Below are 16,660 nucleotides of genomic sequence, written 5' to 3'. Positions count from 1 at the left end.
GCGATGCTGAACGGCTGCTTGGCCGACACGGAGTACCTCGAGGTCACGGCACGGTCGGGACATCGCTACGCGGTCTGGGTGACGACGCCCCCGGGCTATGCGGAATCCGCCGACCCCCTGCCGTTGATCTACGTGACGGACGGGAACTGGGCGGTCGGGCTCACGGCCCCGCTCATCGTCACCCAGGCGGACCCCTACCTCACGATCGCCCCCTACATCCAGGTCAGCGTCGGCTATGCCGGTGACGAGGCCGCGCAGTGGGCCCAGCTTCGCAACCGCGACCTCGTGCCGCCGGGAGAACCCGTGGGTGACGAGATGCGGAGGACACTCACGGCTGCCCGCGATTCCGGAGCGATGACCCCGGAGCACGTCGACGCCTACCTCGCCCAGTTGGCCGACACCCACGCCGACGTCTTCCTCGAATTCCTGACGGAGGAGCTCCACCCCCTCCTGCAGTCGAAGTTCCGTGTGAGCGGGACCGGTCATGGCCTCTTCGGCTACTCCTACGGAGGTCTCTTCGCCCTGTACGCGTGGTTGCGTGAGACGTCTCCGTTCGCGACGTTCGGCGCCGGTAGCCCGGGTGTCGCGGCCACGGACAGCCAGGTGTTCCCGTTGATCGCCGCGCTTTCGGACCACGATCCCGCCTCCTCCGCTCGGCGGCTGCACGTCACGCTGAACGAAGCCGAGCTGTTCGGAGAGATTCCCATCTACCGGGAGATCGGGCGCAACCTGCTCACCGTCCTCGAAGAACTGCATGCGAGGGGACGCGCGGGGGACGTCTCGAGGGCCATGCTGCACGAGACCCACCTCACCGGGTTGCAGGCCTCGTTCCTGAGCTACCTCAAGACCTGCCACACGCGCTCGGGATCCATCCACGGCGACGATGCCCGTGACTGAGTCCGCGCTCCTCGCCGATCTCTCCGCGGTGCTTCCCGCTGACCGTCTGACGACGGACCCGGATGTGCTCGAGAGCTACGCGCACGACGACGCCGAGTGGGCGGAGTGGTCGCTGCCCGCCTGCCTCGTGCGACCGCGCACCCCCGAGGAGGTGCAGGCAGTGGTCCGGGCATGCCTGCGCCATGACACCGCGGTTGTCGCCCGTGGGGCGGGCACCGGGCTCTCCGGCGGTGCCAACGCGCTCCCCGGCTGCGTCGTGATCTCCCTGGAGCGGATGAACGCCGTGCTCGAGGTGGACGAGCTCGAGCGCCTCGCCGTCGTGCAGCCCGGGGTGGTGAACGACGACCTCCGCGCCCGCGTCGCCCAGAACGGCCTCTGGTATCCACCGGATCCGGCGAGCTCGCCCTGGTCGACCATCGGCGGCAACGTCGCGACGAATGCCGGCGGGGTCTGCTGCGTGAAGTACGGCGTCACCCGGGACTACGTGCTCGGGATGCAGGTCGTGACCGGGACGGGAGAGCTCGTCCGCCTGGGACGCCGCACCGCGAAGGGCGTCGCGGGATACGACCTGACCGGTCTTCTGGTCGGATCCGAGGGGACGCTCGGTATCGTCACCGAGATCACGGTGCGACTGCGGCCGGCTCGCCCGCCCGAGCAGACGATCGCCGGGTTCTTCGACTCGCTCGCCGACGCGGGGGAGACGGTGCGCGAGGTCGCGGCTGCCGGGCTCACGCCGTCGGCGCTGGAGCTGATCGACCGGAACTGCCTGCGCGCGGTCGACGACTGGAAGAACATGGGGCTCTCGGCCGATGCCGCGGTCGTGCTGCTCGGGCGCGTGGACACCCCGGGTGCCGCGGGGGAGGAAGAGGCCGCCGCACTGTTGGCCGCTTTCGAGCGCGGCGGTGCCACGTGGGCCGATCGGAGCACGGACGAGGCCGAGGGGGAGGCGCTCTTCGCCGCCCGACGACTGGCCTATCCGGCCTTGGAACGCCTCGGTCCCGTCCTGACCGAAGACGTGTGCGTCCCGAAAGCCGCCGTTGCGGAGATGCTCGGACGCATCGAGGCCATCGGGCTCGCGAACGACGTGCTCATCGCCAACATCGCGCATGCGGGCGACGGCAACCTGCATCCGCTCCTCGTCGTTCCGGCCGGTGACGACGAGGCGCGCGCTCGCGCGGAGAAGGCGTTCACGGAGATCATCGACGCCGCCCTCGCGCTCGGAGGCACTGTCACCGGCGAGCACGGCGTGGGTCTGCTCAAGCGCGAGGGGTTGGTGTCAGAGCTCGCTCCCGCCGTCCTCGACATGCATCGAGCGATCAAGGCCGCGCTCGACCCCGCCGGAATCCTCAACCCCGGCAAGGTCATCGGGTGAGAGCGGGGCGTGGTCGTCACCGGGGTGATCCTGCTCGCCATCGCTCCGTTCGTGTCCTACGCGGTCGTGGCCTGGGCCCCGGGCTTCGCGATCGGGATCCCGTGACGCAACGCCGCCGACTCTAGCGCCCACCCGCGGGATCGAGGATGATATCGATCATCGCCAGGACACCGTGAACGAAAGGGCGTACCGCGACGATGACGAACCTCACGATCGGAACTGTTCTCGGCGATGCCGGGGCAAGAGCCGAACTCGACGCGCGGCGTTTCAACCGCCACACCTTCTGGGTCGGTCAGAGCGGGAGCGGCAAGACGTACGCGCTCGGCGTGCTGCTGGAGCAGCTGCTGCTGGAGACCGAGCTGCCGATGCTCATCCTCGATCCGAACGGCGACTTCACCCGGTTGCGCGAGACCAGGGCCACGGCGAACGATGCGGATGCGTCGCGGATCGCCGCGGCGGACATCCGGGTGTTCCGTTCGGGCGCAGGGGTGGGCGACGGGGACCGGCTGCATGTGCGCTTCGTCGATCTGGTGCCCTCATCGAAGGCGGCCGTGCTGCGGATGGATCCCATCGCCGACGCCGAGGAGTACAACGCTCTGATCCATGTCGAGCAGGAGGCCGAGAGCTTCGACGCGCGCGACATGCTCCCCGACCTGCGCGCGTCGGACGACCCCGCCCTGGTCGGACTCGCGAACCGGATGGAGAACCTCGAGGTCCTGGAGTGGGAACTGTGGTCGCGCGGTGCCCTGTCGGTGGTGGACACGATCGACCAGCGCCCGCGGGCGACCGTCCTCGACCTCGGTGGCTTCGAGCACCGGCCGGAGCCGAAGGTCGCCGCGCTCGCCGTGCTCGAGCACCTCTGGTCCCGGCGGGAGGAGCGCCGCCCGTTGCTGATCGTGATCGATGAGGCGCACAACCTGTGCTCGCCGACTCCGGAGACGGCGGTCGAGCGAGCCCTCACGGAGCAGCTGGTGCAGATCGCGGCCGAGGGGCGCAAGTTCGGGCTCTGGTTGCTGCTCTCCACCCAGCGGCCGACGAAGATCCACCCCAACGTCCTCTCACAGTGCGACAACCTCGCGCTGATGCGGGTCAATGCACCCCGGGACCTCGCCGAGCTCGCCGACGTGTTCGGCTTCGCCTCGGAGGAGGCCATCCGTCGGTCCGCGCAGTTCGTGCAGGGGCAGGCGCTGTTCGCCGGTGGTTTCATCGCCGAGCCGACGTTCGTGCAGATGGGCGCGCGGCTCACCGAGGAGGCCGGTGGCGACGTGAAGGTCCCACTCCGGGCGGGAGATGAGTGAAACTCGACGAGGGCGGTGCGCGGCGAGCGGAAGCGGCGACGGAGATGACGACGAACAGGTCTGCTGCGGACGACGGGATCCTCCGTGTGCACCGTGCGCTGCGCCCCGGATTCGGGACGGAGGCCGCCGTCTACGGCACCATCCTCGTCAGCGGTCTCGTCGCGGTGTCGTCCGCGCACGGGGAGACATCCTTCGCGGTTCTCATCTCCGTAGCCGTCACGGTCCTCGTGTTCTGGGGTGCGCATGTCTACGCCGGCACCGTGGCGAGAGTCAGCGACCGTGATGAGCGAGCTCGCGGTGAGCGCGTCGGTGTGCGGGCGGCGTTCGTCGCGTCGGTGAAGCACTCCCTGGGCATGCTCACCTCGGCGGCCGTTCCGGCGATCATCCTGCTCGCCGGAACGACACGGGTGATCCCCGACGGGCTCGCGAACGACCTCGCGCTGTGGTCGGGAGTCGTGATCCTCGCCTTCCTCGGCTACGTGGCATTCCTCCGCCGCGGAAGCCCCCAGGTCGTCCGCCTGCTCGGGGCGCTGGCCACGGCGTCGTTCGGGATCGCGTTCGTCGTGCTCAAGGCGCTCGTGCACTGACGGGGGTGGCGCGAGCGCGTCAGCCCGATCAGGCGGCGCTACCCACCGGCACGGTGGTGCGGATGCTGTTCGCGGCGGCGATCACGGCCGACAGGGTGGCCGCCAGCACCGAGCGCCCTCGGCCGGCCATCCATCGGTCGCCGCCCGACGAACGGTGCTCCAACAGGGTCAGTGCGTCGCTGTCGTTGCCGGAGCCGACGCTCGTCTGATGCAGGCTGACCACATCGACGCGGATGCCGTGGGCGTCGAGTGCAGCGGTGAGGGCCTCGACCGGGCCGACCTCGGTGTGGTCGGTGACGTGCGCGTGTCCGTCGATGCGCAGCGTGATGGCGGTGTGGGTGCGCCCGGCGCTCTCGGCGATGTCGTACGCGATGAGCTCGACGGCAGCGGCGGCCGGGCGGATGTACGTGCTCCCGAACACGTCCCACAGCTCGGCGGCCGTGATCTCCGCTCCGGTCGCATCCGCGTGGCGCTGCACGTGGCGGGCGAAGTCGATCTGCAGGCGCCGGGGCAGTTCGACGCCGTACTCGGTCTCCAGCAGGTAGGCGATGCCGCCCTTGCCGGATTGCGAGTTCACACGGATCACCGCGTCGTAGTCGCGTCCGATGTCGGCGGGATCGATCGGCAGGTAGGGAACCCGCCACTCGACCTCGTGCTCCGGGCGCCCCTCTGCGGCCGCACGGGCGCGGTGCTCGGCGAAGCCCTTCTTGATCGCATCCTGATGGGTCCCGCTGAACGCCGTGTGCACGAGGTCGCCCACGTACGGATGCCGGGCATGCACCTCGATCCGATTGCTGTACTCGACAGTGCGGCGGATCTCGTCGATGTCCGAGAAGTCGATCATCGGGTCGATGCCCTGTGCGTGCAGGTTCAGTGCGAGGGTCGCGATGTCGACATTGCCGGTGCGCTCGCCGTTCCCGAAGATGCAGCCTTCCACCCGCTGAGCTCCGGCGAGCATGGCCAGCTCTGCGCAGGCGATCCCGGTACCGCGATCGTTGTGCGGATGCACCGAGAGGATCACCGCATCGCGGCGAGCCAGGTTCTTGTGCATGTACTCGATCTGGTCGGCGTACACGTTGGGAGTCGCCACCTCGACCGTCGCCGGTAGGTTCAGGATGACCGGGCGCTCGGGAGTCGCATCCCACAGGTCGGTCATGGCGTCGCAGATGTCCAGGACGTAGTCGGGCTCGGTGAGGTTGAACACCTCGGGCGAGAACTCGAACCGCACGTTCGGCAGGTCGGCCGCGAACTCGAGCACGTCGCGACCGCCGGCGAGGATGAGCTGCTTCAGATCTGCTTCGCCGTAGCCGAGGACCATGTCGCGCCAGGTCGGAGCCGTCGCGGTGTACATGTGGATCACGACCGGATTGCGGATGCCGCGGATGGAGGCGACCGTGCGCTCGATGAGGTCGCGACGGGCCGGGGTGAAGACGACGATGGTCACGTCGTCCGGCGCGATGTCGCTCTCGGCGATGAGGCGGACGAAGTCGTGATCGGTCTGCGACGCCGAGGGGTATCCGACCTCGATCTCCTTGTAGCCCATCGAGACCATCAGCTCGAAGAAGCGCCGCTTCCGGTCGGGGTCCATCGGTTCGGCGAGCGCCTGGTTGCCGTCGCGCAGGTCGACGGGCACCCACAGGGGCGCCGCAGTCAGGCGGTGTGTGGGCCAGTCGCGCTCGATCAGGGGAACTTCCACTCGCGAGAACACGTCGCGGTAGCGGTGCGAGGGCATCTGCGAGTGCCGTTGCCGGTTCCAGGACGGTGCGTGTACGGGTACCGGACCGGCCGGCGTGGAGATGCGGGAGGCGGGTGTCGTGGTCATGGCGGTGCTGCTTCCTTCGTTCAGAGAGGCGACCGGCGCATGTTCGACTCCACGACGGGGAGCCGGTCCGGCTATGCCCCGCCGTGGCGGCGAAGAAGAAGGTGCTCTGACATGAACATGGCTAGACTGTAGCAGAACTCCTCAGACAAGTAGACGAAACCTATCGATGAGAGATCGGACGATCATGGCGCAGGTGAAGCGCGCACCGCTGGCGGATCAGGCCGCGGAGCTGCTGCTGGAGCGGATCCGCGGGGGAGAGTGGACGCTGGGGGAGAAGCTCCCCGGCGAGACGACTCTCGCACCGCAGCTCGGAGTGGGGCGCTCCACGGTCCGCGAGGCGATCCGTCAGCTCGCCGGGCGCGGGGTGCTGGCCTCGCGGCAGGGGTCAGGAGTCTTCGTCACCGCGCTGGACGCCCCGGAGGACTGGGACTCGGTCCTCCGCCGAGCGGGAGTCGTCGCGGTGATCGAGGCGAGGGTCGCGATCGAGACCGAGGCGGCGGCGCTCGCCGCCTCACGACGCACGCCCGCCGATCTGCGCGCCATCCGCCGTGCCCTGGCCGATCGTGCTGCGCACCGCTCCGATATCGAGAGCCACGTCGACGCCGACACGGTCTTCCACCGGTCGATCGTCGCCGCAGCACACAACCCGGTCCTGCTCGATCTGTTCGACAGCTTCACCCCGCGGCTGCGGGAGGCCATGGTCGAGATGCTCCGCATCCGCCGGGTGTTCGGCAGCGATGAGGACCACGAGGCGCACGCCGTGCTCGCCCAGGCGATCGCCGACCGCGACGCGAAAGGCGCGGCCGACCTCAGCCGCGCCCACCTCCTCGCGCTGCGTGACGCGCTGGCCTGACGGCGTCGGTCCGGCCGCTCACCGCAGGATGACCAGCTCTCGAGTGGTCCTGGTCATGGCGACGTAGCGGTCGACGGCGCCGGTCACATCGTCACCGAACTGCTCCGGCCGCACGAGGGCGACCAGGTCGAACTCGAGCCCCTTGGCGCCCTCGGGGGTCAGCGAGCGCACCCTTTCCGTCGGTGCGAAGCCGGGGTCGCCGATGACGCACGCCACGCCGTCGGGATGGGCGTCGAGCCAGGTGTCCAGCACCGCCGGCAGTGATGAGGCTTCGCCGAAGCGCACCGGAACGCCGCTCTCTCGCACCGACGTCGGCACGTTCGCGTCCGGGATCGCCGCCAGCACGAGGGGGGCCGCCGTCGCCATCACCTCCGCGGGGGTCCGGTAGTTCACTCCGAGGTGGGTGATCCGCACGTCGTGGAGGCCGATACGGGTGAGCCTCTGCTCCCAGGTCTCGGTGAAGCCCTGCCGCGCCTGCGCGCGGTCGCCGACGACCGTGAAGCTGCGCGAGGGGCAGCGGGCGACGAGCATCCGCCATTCCGCATCCGTCAGCTCCTGCGCTTCGTCGACGACGATGTGGCCGAAGGGGCCGGCCAGCTCGTCGGGAGTGAGCGCCGGAGGGGCGTCGACGCCGAGCAGCACGTTCCGTGCGTCCTGCCCGCGCAGGATCGACATCACCTTCATCTCGCTGTCGTCATCTTCGATCAGGTGGTCGACGACGTGGGAGATCTGCTCCTGCGCCGAGGCGATCACGGCCTGACGGCGGTGCTCCTCGCGCACGGATTCCACATCCGCCCCACCACGGAGGTCGGGGACAGCAGCGGCCAGGCGCGCACGAACGTCCCGGTGAGGTCGTCGTCCTGACGCAGCCAGCGCCGGATCACATGCGGCGGCACCTCGTCGTCGTCGACCTGATCGACCAGGAGTTCCAGGATCTCCTCCCACACCTCGTCGCGCGCCTCGTTGTGCGACGCGGCGGGGTCGGCGGCGGCGAACACCTCGACCCACTCCTGACGGCCCAGCCAGAGGTCGGCCCAGGGAGACTCCAGGCGCATGGCATGCTGCGGCGGACGCTCGAAAGACCGCGCCGCGGCATCGAGCATCAGGTCGGGGGAGAGGGAGGCCTTCAGCGCAGCCACGCGCGCATCCGGCTCCTCGCCGGCTGTCACGCCTTCGGGCACCAGGTCACGCAGGGTGCACAGTCGCACCGTGTCCTCGCCGAGACTCGGCAGCACATCTTCCACGTATGCGAGATAGTGCGCGTTCGGCCCGACGAGCAGCATGCCCCCGGCGCTCTGGGTCAGGCGCGGCTCCGCGTACAGCAGCTGCGCGGCCCGGTGCAGAGCGACGACGGTCTTCCCTGTCCCGGGACCGCCGTCCACGACGAGCGCGCCGGGGGAGGGCGTGCGGATGATCGCGTCCTGGTCGGCCTGGATCGTCGCGAGCACGTCTCGCATCCGTGATGTGCGATGCGTGCCGAGGCTGGCGATGAATGCGGACTGATCGTCGAGAGACGCTGCGCCGTCGAACCCGGCGGGCGTGAGCGCCTCGTCCCAGTAGTCACTGATGCGACCGTCCGTCCAGCGGTATCGCCGGCGCGAGACGATGCCGCGCGGATCCTCCATGGTCGCGGCGAAGTACGGTTCGGCCGCCGGGGTCCGCCAGTCGACGAGCAGACGGGTGCCGTCGGCCGCAGCCAGCCCCGTGCGGCCGATGTAGATCGGTTCGCCTTCTGCCGGCGTCATCCTGCCCAGGCAGATGTCGATGCCGAACCGCTGCAGGATCCGGAGTCGCCCGCTCAGGCGTCGGATCTCCAGGTCGCGGTCCACGGCGCTGTCGCCGAATCCCGCACGCTGGCGGCGTACCTCGGCGAGGCGTCTGGTGACTTCGCTGCGCTGCTCCTCCAGGGTGTCGACGATCCGTCGGAGGTGCTCGCGGTCGGCATCGAGAAGGGCGGGGGTGGCTTTCGCACTCAGATTCTCGGGCAGGTGGAAGGGATAGAAGGGCATGGGTCTCCTTCACGCGCGAGGGCCGGATCGCACGAGCGAGGGTCGATTCTGCCGCATGGAGGGGGCCTTGCGGCAAGCCCCCATCCCGGAGATATCCTGGAAATGGAAGGACGCGGGGACCACGCTGACGCATTCGACCGACTGCCCTCCCTGCGGAGCACACCATGACGCATCGCATCGGCTATCTCATCGGAAGTCTCGCGCAGGACTCGATCAACCGGATCCTCGCGAAAGCGCTCGTGGGGCTCGCGCCGCCCAGCCTGGAACTCTTCGAGATCCCGATCCGGGACCTCCCGCTCTACAACCGCGACGATGAGCTCGATCCGGTAGCCGCGGTGACGGAGTTCAAACGCGCCATCGAGAGCTCCGAGGGGCTGCTGCTGGTGTCGCCCGAGTACAACCGCTCCATCCCCGGTGCGCTGAAGAACGCGATCGACTGGGGCTCCCGCCCCTGGGGCCACAACTCCTTCGCCCGCAAGCCCACCGGCATCATCGGAGCATCCACGGGTGCCATCGGTACGGCCGTCATGCAGTCGTCGATGCGCAGCGTCCTGAGCTTCCTCAACGCCCCGCAGCTGAACGCCCCGGAGGCGTACATCACGTTCGATCCCGAGGCCTTCGGTCCGGATGGCGAGGTGAAGGATGCCGGCACGCGGGAGTTCCTCCAGCATTACATGAACGAGTACGCCGCCTTCGTCGAGCGGGTGCTGTCGCTCACCGCACCGGGCCACGTCGGGGATCAGGGCTAGTCGGCGGGGTATGCCCTCCCGAACGATCCGCCCCAGACGGTACCGCCGAGAGGGCTGACCGTCCTTCCCGGACGGTTGGGGAGGCGGCGAAGTTCTCGCTGCGCTCTCGGCTGATCTCCCCAGATCTCAGCCTGTAGCCCCCGCTACCTGAGCAGAGTACCGCTTAATCGGCTTGTCCGCCATTTGGGGGACAAAGAAATTTACGAATGTTGCGATTCCGGTCGCCTGTTGTCTTCCCGGCGGCGATGCCTAGGGTGGACCCATGGACAGAATGCTCGTGCTCCCCGCTCAGGTCGCCATCACCCACGGCCACCGGGTCGAGGTGACGGAGCAGGTCGATCCGCTCACCGATGGACCCGTCGTCCTCGCTCTCGTCGACCTCGACACGGGCATCCGCTACCGCCGCACGGAGGAGCCGGGCGGCGACTTCTCGCGATGGATCGGCCGGGTGCTGGAGTGCACGGTGACCATCGGCGGGATCGGGGCGCGCACCACTCTGCTGGTCGATCCCATCGGCCCCGGAGCGACCGGAGCCAAGATCGCGCTGCGCGGCGCCGACGCGGCCGCCGATGCGGCGAAGGCCGAAGCCGACCGATGGGGTGGCGCGGATCGTCCCCCGGTGGAGGAGCCCGAGCGCTTCTGGTGATGCGGGGCGGTCGCCCTCAACGGAAGTCCCGAGACCGATGCGTGAGGCCGGTGCGCATATCCTCGAAACCGTCGGCGAGCACGTTGACCACGCCCTCGGCCGACCGCTCCAGGATGCCGCGGATGATGAGCGCCGGTGATTCCCTGGCGACACGGCGGTAACGGTTCCAGACCCCGGCCGAGCAGACGATGTTCACCAGGCCGCTCTCGTCCTCGAGGTTGACGAAGGTGATCCCGGACGCCGTCGCCGGCCGCTGGCGATGGGTCACGAGGCCGGCGACCTCGATACGGCGACCGACCTCGTGGCCCTGCAGATCGGCGGCGGTGAGCACCCCGCGGGTGCGCAGCGCCTCCCGGAAGTGCGCCATCGGATGGTCGTCGGTCGACACTCCGGTCGCCCAGAGGTCCGCCGAGAGCCGCTCGTAGCTGGTCTGATCCGCGAACAGGGGCGGCTGCACGGCGACAGTGGTCCCCGGAAGGAAGCGGGAGCGGTCGTCCGCCGCGGCGCCGGCGAGCCAGATGGCCTCTCGGCGCTCCAGCCCCAGGCAGTCGAAAGCGCCGGCGGTGGCGAGCGCCTCCAGCTGCGTGGCGGTGGCATCCGTCCGGCGAACCAGATCGTGAAGGTCCCGGTAGCGTCCATGCGCCTCACGCTCGGCGACGATCTTCTCCGCCATCGGCACGCCGATCCCGCGGATGCCGCTGAGCCCCAGTCGCACCGCGGATCCACCGTCCCGCCGATGCGTCGCGGACTCGTCTGGAGCCCCCCTGTCGAAGCGGAGGGTGGGCGGTTGCGGATCGTCGAGGCAGTCCTCCCGCCCCGTCGGCCCGTGCATGGACGCGCCCTCGTCGAGAGGCTCCAGCATCTCCGTCGCTCCCGAGACGTGCAGATCGGGACGACGCACTTCCACCCCGTGCCGTCGGGCATCCGCGGTGAGGGTCGACGCCGAGTAGAAGCCCATCGGCTGCGAGCGCAGCAGGCCGGCGAGGAAGGCGGCGGGGTAGTGCAGCTTCAGCCAGGAGCTGGCGTAGACGAGCAGAGCGAACGACAGTGAATGCGACTCCGCGAAGCCGAAGTTGGAGAACGCCTGGATCTGGGCGTAGATGCGATCGGCCGCCTCATCGACGAGGCCGCGCCTGGCCATGCCGGCGTACAGCTTGTCCCTGACCTTCTCGATCTTCTCCAGGCCGCGTTTCGATCCCATGGCCCGGCGGAGCAGGTCGGCTTCGTCGGCCGTGCAGTCGCCGATGGCCGTCGCCATCTGGATGAGCTGCTCCTGGAAGATCGGGATGCCCAGCGTGCGTTTGAGGATGTCCTCCAGGTCGCTGTGCGGGTAGGGGATCGTGAAGTCCACGGGCTCCTCGCCCCGTGCCAGGCGCCCCCGGTTCTCCTCGTCGACACGATCCTTCGCCATCTTGCGCCGTACGAAGGGGTGCACGGCCCCACCCTGGATGGGACCGGGCCGGATGAGCGCGATCTGGATGGCGAGGTCGTAGAAGCAGCGGGGTTGCAGGCGGGGGAGCAGGCCGATCTGCGCACGGGACTCCACCTGGAAGACCCCGATCGAATCCGCGCGGCAGAGCATGTCGTACACCCCCGCCTCCTCTTTGGGAATGCTCTCCAGCGTCCACTCCTCGCCGGTGTTCTCGCGGATCAGGTCGAAACAGTGCTGGAGGGCGGCGAGCATCCCGAGGCCCAGCAGGTCGAACTTCACCAGGCCCATGAAGGCGGAGTCGTCCTTGTCCCACTGGATGACGGTGCGGTTCTCCATGCGGGCATGCTCCACCGGCACGACCTCGCCGACCGGGCGTGCGGTGAGCACCATCCCGCCGGAGTGGATGCCGAGGTGGCGGGGTGCCTTCAGCAGCTCACCCGCGTAGGCGAGCACGTTCTCCGGGATGTCATGACCCTCGACGGGTTCGAGCCCCACACCCCAGCCGTCCACCTGACGTGACCAGGCGTCCTGCTGCCCGGGGGAATGGCCGAGCGCTCTCGCCATGTCGCGCACCGCGTTCTTCGGACGGTACTGGATGATGTTCGCCACCTGGGCGGCCCGCTCCCTCCCGTACTCCCGGTACACCCACTGGATGATCTCCTCACGGCGGTCGGAGTCGAAGTCCACGTCGATGTCCGGCTCCTCCGTCCGCGTGGTCGCGAGGAATCGCTCGAAGGGCAGGCGGTAGAGGATCGGGTCGACCGCGGTGATCCCCAGCAGGTAGCAGACCGCGCTCGCCGCGGCCGACCCCCGGCCCTGGCAGAGGATGCCGCGTCTGCGCGCCTCCGCGACGATGCCGTGCACGATCAGGAAGTATCCGGGGAAGTCCTTCTCCTCGATCACGTCCAGCTCGCGTTCGATGCGACGGTGGCCGGCGTCGTCCAGCCGGGGGTACTTCGACGGCACGGCCTCCCAGACCAGGTGGCGCAGCCAGCTCATCGGCGTGTGCCCCTCCGGTACCTGCTGCTGGGGGAGCGCCGGTCGTGCGAGACGCAGGGGGAAGGCGGATGCCGCGGCCAGCTCGAGCCCGTACGAGATCGCGCCGGGGTAGCGCTGGAAGCGGGCCGACATCTCGGCTCCGCTGCGCAGATGCGCGCCGCCGTGCGCGGGCAGCCAGCCGTCGAGCTCATCCATGCTGCGCACCGCGCGGACCGCGGCCACCGCCTCGGCGAGCGGTGCCTGTGCGGGGGTGGCGTAGTGCACGTTGTTGGTCGCGACCACCGGCAGCCGCATCCGACGGGCGTGATCGGCGAGGGCGTCGTTACGGCGGGTGTCCAGGGGGTCGCCGTGGTCGAAGAGCTCGACGGCGACGTTGTCGGCTCCGAACAGGTCGACGAGGGAGCGCAGCGGAGCGGCCGCGTCTCCGGCCTCGAGCCCACGGCGCACCGCACCCTTGCGGCATCCGGTCAGGATCGTCCAGTGCCCGCCCGCGCGCGCGGCGAGGTCATCGAGGTCGTACACCGGACGCCCTTTCTCTCCACCGCGCAGCTGTGCGGCGGAGATCGCGCCCGAGAGCCGGTGGTAGCCCTCCATCCCGCGGGCGAGGACCAGCAGGTGTTCGCCGGCGGGATCGGCGGAGCCTCGTTGCGGTGCGGGCAGGTCGAGAGACAACTCGGCTCCGAACACGGTCTGCAGCGGACTCTCCATGAGGTCGGCGACCTCGGCGAAGCGGGCCGCGCCGTAGAAGCCGTCGTGGTCGGTGAGGGCGAGGGCGGTCAGACCGAGGCGGTCCGCCTCGGCGAGGAGGTCCTCGGGGGAGGAGGCGCCGTCGAGGAACGAGTACGAGGAATGGGCGTGCAGCTCGGCATAGGGGACCGCATCCTCGGGGCGTGCGCTGGCGGTGGGCGGAGTGCGCTTGCGGCGTCGGCTCACCGGTCCTGGGTCCGTCCGCTGGCCGCGGGGCTCGGCGCCGGGAGGGGCCGGGGGCGACTCGTCGCCGCTGAGGGTGCGCTCCAGGTCTTTCCAGGAGAGGGGCGGGTTGTGCCAGCCCATCAGCGATACCTCCCCTCGGCCCACCAGCGCTCGCCGGTGTGGAAGACCAGCCAGGCGCGGTCGCGGTCGTCGACGATCTGCAGTCGGTGCCCGCGCTTGCCGCCGCCGGACGCCCAGCGGCGCTCGTGGATGGGCCAGGGGCCGGCCCACGCCTGCACGGTCGCCCCGTCGATGCGGGCGGGATCGCTCGAGAGCGCCCCGCGCTCGTCGACGGTGATCGTGGTCTCGTCCGCGGACAGCACTCCGATCGGACGCGGCGGGCGGAACACCTCTGCCGGGAGCGGATCGGGCAGGCTCCCCGGCCAGGGCGATTCCGGGTCGCGCGGGGGGACCGTACGCTCGCCCCAGGGCGTCAACACCTGCCGATCGGCGAGCCAGCGGCCGCCGGCGACCGCGGCGGTGACGACACCCTGATGACCCAGCATGGTCTGCACGCGGGAGACCGCATGGTGCAGGCGCTCATCGGTGCCGGATCCGAAGAGCCCCGGCTGGTGATGGGCGGCGTCGTCCACGGCGGCGGGGACGATGCGCACCGCCATGATGCCGCCGAACGCCCGTGCCTCATCGACCGGCTGCTTCGCCGACTGCGCGGCCAGTGCCTCCAGCTGCCAGCGCACCCGGTCGACGAGGTCGGAGGCGTCGAAGCACGTCGGATGCAGCCAGGACCGGGAGAAGACCACGCCGTTGTCATCGGTGAGATCGATCCGCACCTCCGTGCACACGACCGCGGCGTCGCCGAGTGCGAGCATGACCGCATCCGCCGTCTGCCGCACCGCGAAGGCGACCTGATCCGCTCCGGCCAGCGGCGAGTCGAACTCGATGTCCCGAACGAGCTCGGGGTCGGGCGGACGCGGCGTCAGCGGGCGGGAGTCGGCGCCGGCGGCGAGAGCGTGCAGACGTGCGCCGTGTTCACCGAAGCGGTCGCGCACGTCGAGCGGGGTGAGCGCGGTGAACTCGCCGAGGGTGCGCACCCCGAGTCGGACGAGGAGACCGGCGATCTGCTCGTCGCGCAGCACCTGCACGGGGAAGGGCGCCAGGAACTCCCGGGATCCACCGGGTGGCACGACCGTGCAGGGGGTGGGGCCCCGCGCGGCGATCTCGGCGGTGAACGGGCCGTCCGCGACGCCGATGCGCACCTCGGGGAGACCGGCCTCCGCGAGGACGGTGGTGAGCGCCTCGGCCGCCTCCGCCTCCCCGCCGTGATAGCGGGAGATGCCCCGGGCGCGGACGATCGCGAGTCCCGGTCGCAGCAGCGTCACCCCGGGCGCATGCTTCTCGATGAGGTGCAGCACGGGGAGGAAGGCACGCTCGTCGCGGTCGGGGTCGTGGGGGAGCACGCGCAGCGAGGAGAGATGGCCCTGTGCGACGCGGCGGCGCTGACCGGTGCGCACGCCGTGCTCGCGGGCGGAGGCGGTGCAGGCGACGATCGTGTTCGCCTGCACCAGGGCGGTGGGCGGGTGCGGAGGCGGACTGCCGAGCGCGGCCCGCAGGGGCCAGTCGGGGAACCACAGCACGAGCACGCGGAGCGGGCTGTTCATCCGGCTTCCGCCCATCGCAGGAGTTCGGGCCGTGCGGAATCGTCCTGGCCGACGAGCTCGGGCGGGAGCGCGGGCAGCGCGGTGAGCTCGGCCCCGACGGTCTCGACGGCGCCGTGTCCTCCCGGCAGCCGCACCTGCACGCTCGACGGGCGAGAGGTGTGCCGGGTCTGCGCGGTCACGGTCACCGTGCAGTCGGAGAGCAGGCCCCAGCCGGCGCCGAGGCCGTGCCAGTGCGGGTCCTGCAGGCGTATCGTCCCCTCGCTCTGCGGCCACCGTCCGGTGCCGGGCGTCTCGGTGACCAGGAGCGTGCATCCGCGATCGCGCAGGCGTGCGCTCAGACGGGAGACATCGGCATCCCGCGCCCGTGTGGCGGGGTGCACGACGATCAGGGGTACGACCTCGGCCAGCGCGGAGGTCGCCGCGAGCCAGCGCTCTCTCGGGTCGGGGACGAGGATCAGACGGGCGAGATCGATGCCGAATGCGGCCGCCGCTTCGACGCCGAGTGTCGGCATGCCGACGACGGCGCACCAGTGCCCCTTCTGCGATGCGGCGCTGAGCAGTGCGAGCACGAGGCTCGGCGAGGGGGAGACGGTGTAGGAGGTGCCGGTCTGCAGTCCCTCCTCGGGGAGGAGCGCGGAGAAGGCGGGGTCGAGGGGGAGCAGCGTATGCTCGCTGCGCCGCCGTTGCATCCGGCTGATCTCGCGGCGCAGTCGCAGCACTTCTCCCGCGCGGGAGTCGCTCGCCGGCGAGAGGGAGGCCAGCGCATCGAGACCGATCACCCTGCATCCTTTCTCGAAGATATATTCTAATATACCAAGTCCTGTGGATGACGATAGTTCGTACATCGGACATCGGCGGAGTTCTCCACAGGGCGTCGGTGCCGGGCCTGCAGATCTCCTAACCTGCGCGTATGGACCCCCGGCTCGCACTCCTCTCGCTCGTGCACGTGATGCTGGCGGGCGTCGGTGGATGGCTGATCGTGATCGATGCGCGCACGCACCGCCTCCCGAATCGCATCGTGCTGCCGACGCTCGCCGCCCTGATCGTGCTCGGTGCCGGCGACGCCCTGGTCACGGGGCAGAGCACCGCGTTCCTGCGCGCCCTCCTCGGCATGGTGATCCTGGGTGGCTTCTACGCCGTGCTGCGGGGGATCAGCCGTGCGGGGATGGGTGGCGGCGATGTGAAGCTCGCCGCGGTCATCGGGTTCGTGCTCGGCTGGCACGGCTGGCAGTCGCTCGCGATCGGAGCCGCCTCGGCGTTCGTGCTCGGGGCGCTCTACGCGCTCGTGCTCATCCTCTTGCGCCGAGCACACGGGGCCACCCGCATCGCCTTCGGACCGTGGATGATCATCGGCGCGTTCCTCGGCATCGTCCTCGGCTGAATCCGCCGGGCCTCGCACGGATAG

At 70.0% G+C, this 16,660-nt stretch carries 14 protein-coding genes; 8 read left to right on the top strand and 6 right to left on the bottom strand.

Going from position 1 to position 16,660, the window contains the following annotated elements; genetic code table 11:
• The first annotated feature begins 3 nt into the window (after positions 1 to 3).
• The 4 genes from CQ034_RS05845 (at position 4) to CQ034_RS05830 (ending at position 4,154) form a co-directional block, all read left to right on the top strand.
• Positions 4 to 897, top strand: a complete 894-nt coding sequence (locus CQ034_RS05845) for an alpha/beta hydrolase (protein WP_258134106.1) — start codon at positions 4 to 6, stop codon at positions 895 to 897.
• On the top strand, positions 890 to 2,269 hold the full coding sequence (locus CQ034_RS05840) for an FAD-binding oxidoreductase (protein WP_258134088.1): 1,380 nt from the start codon (positions 890 to 892) through the stop codon (positions 2,267 to 2,269). Before CQ034_RS05845 ends, CQ034_RS05840 begins: the two co-directional genes overlap by 8 nt.
• Positions 2,270 to 2,466: 197 nt before the next feature.
• A complete protein-coding gene (locus tag CQ034_RS05835; protein WP_105710218.1) occupies positions 2,467 to 3,567 on the top strand; it encodes an ATP-binding protein in 1,101 nt (366 codons plus the stop codon).
• A 44-nt stretch (positions 3,568 to 3,611) separates the two neighbouring features.
• Positions 3,612 to 4,154 carry a hypothetical protein gene (locus CQ034_RS05830; RefSeq protein WP_146114801.1) on the top strand — a complete coding sequence of 181 codons (543 nt, stop codon included), beginning with the start codon at positions 3,612 to 3,614 and terminating at the stop codon, positions 4,152 to 4,154.
• A gap of 28 nt (positions 4,155 to 4,182) precedes the next feature.
• Here the strand turns inward: CQ034_RS05830 and CQ034_RS05825 are convergent, their stop codons facing one another.
• On the bottom strand, positions 4,183 to 5,886 hold the full coding sequence (locus tag CQ034_RS05825; RefSeq protein WP_258134105.1) for a 2-isopropylmalate synthase: 1,704 nt from the start codon (positions 5,884 to 5,886) through the stop codon (positions 4,183 to 4,185).
• A gap of 274 nt (positions 5,887 to 6,160) precedes the next feature.
• Here CQ034_RS05825 and CQ034_RS05820 point away from each other — a divergent pair, with 274 nt between their 5' ends.
• Complete coding sequence (locus tag CQ034_RS05820; RefSeq protein ID WP_105710377.1) at positions 6,161 to 6,829, top strand: FadR/GntR family transcriptional regulator; 669 nt, start codon at positions 6,161 to 6,163, stop codon at positions 6,827 to 6,829.
• Between the two features lie 18 nt (positions 6,830 to 6,847).
• Here CQ034_RS05820 and CQ034_RS19825 read toward each other — a convergent pair whose 3' ends face one another.
• Positions 6,848 to 7,618, bottom strand: coding sequence for a hypothetical protein (locus tag CQ034_RS19825; RefSeq protein ID WP_308737209.1), 771 nt, complete (start codon positions 7,616 to 7,618; stop codon positions 6,848 to 6,850).
• Entirely contained in the window at positions 7,579 to 8,838 is a 1,260-nt protein-coding gene (locus CQ034_RS19820) for a hypothetical protein (protein WP_308737207.1), read from the bottom strand. The genes CQ034_RS19825 and CQ034_RS19820 overlap by 40 nt, the downstream gene beginning before the upstream one ends.
• 164 nt (positions 8,839 to 9,002) lie before the next feature.
• On the opposite strand from CQ034_RS19820, the gene CQ034_RS05810 reads away from it, so the two are divergent.
• Positions 9,003 to 9,587: an NADPH-dependent FMN reductase gene (locus CQ034_RS05810; protein WP_105710215.1), complete on the top strand. Its 585-nt coding sequence runs from the start codon at positions 9,003 to 9,005 to the stop codon at positions 9,585 to 9,587.
• A gap of 262 nt (positions 9,588 to 9,849) precedes the next feature.
• The gene (locus CQ034_RS05805) at positions 9,850 to 10,233 is read left to right on the top strand and encodes a hypothetical protein (RefSeq protein ID WP_105710214.1); all 384 of its coding nucleotides are present in this window, start codon (positions 9,850 to 9,852) and stop codon (positions 10,231 to 10,233) included.
• A 16-nt stretch (positions 10,234 to 10,249) separates the two neighbouring features.
• Here the strand turns inward: CQ034_RS05805 and CQ034_RS05800 are convergent, their stop codons facing one another.
• Genes CQ034_RS05800 through CQ034_RS05790 form a run of 3 tightly spaced genes read right to left on the bottom strand, consistent with a single transcriptional unit; the run spans position 10,250 to position 16,034 of the window.
• Positions 10,250 to 13,717 (bottom strand): error-prone DNA polymerase, encoded by a 3,468-nt coding sequence (locus tag CQ034_RS05800; protein WP_105710213.1) that lies wholly within the window; start codon positions 13,715 to 13,717, stop codon positions 10,250 to 10,252.
• Positions 13,717 to 15,255, bottom strand: coding sequence for a DNA polymerase Y family protein (locus CQ034_RS05795; protein ID WP_105710212.1), 1,539 nt, complete (start codon positions 15,253 to 15,255; stop codon positions 13,717 to 13,719). The genes CQ034_RS05800 and CQ034_RS05795 overlap by 1 nt, the downstream gene beginning before the upstream one ends.
• On the bottom strand, positions 15,252 to 16,034 hold the full coding sequence (locus tag CQ034_RS05790) for a hypothetical protein (RefSeq protein WP_105710211.1): 783 nt from the start codon (positions 16,032 to 16,034) through the stop codon (positions 15,252 to 15,254). The genes CQ034_RS05795 and CQ034_RS05790 overlap by 4 nt, the downstream gene beginning before the upstream one ends.
• 131 nt (positions 16,035 to 16,165) lie before the next feature.
• Here CQ034_RS05790 and CQ034_RS05785 point away from each other — a divergent pair, with 131 nt between their 5' ends.
• Positions 16,166 to 16,636 (top strand): A24 family peptidase, encoded by a 471-nt coding sequence (locus CQ034_RS05785; RefSeq protein WP_105710210.1) that lies wholly within the window; start codon positions 16,166 to 16,168, stop codon positions 16,634 to 16,636.
• Positions 16,637 to 16,660 lie beyond the last annotated feature (24 nt).

Source organism: Microbacterium sp. MYb45 (assembly GCF_002979655.1).
Classification (GTDB): Bacteria; Actinomycetota; Actinomycetes; order Actinomycetales; family Microbacteriaceae; genus Microbacterium.
Note: the sequence above shows the minus strand (reverse complement) of the source record. Positions and strands in the feature narration are given on the sequence as shown.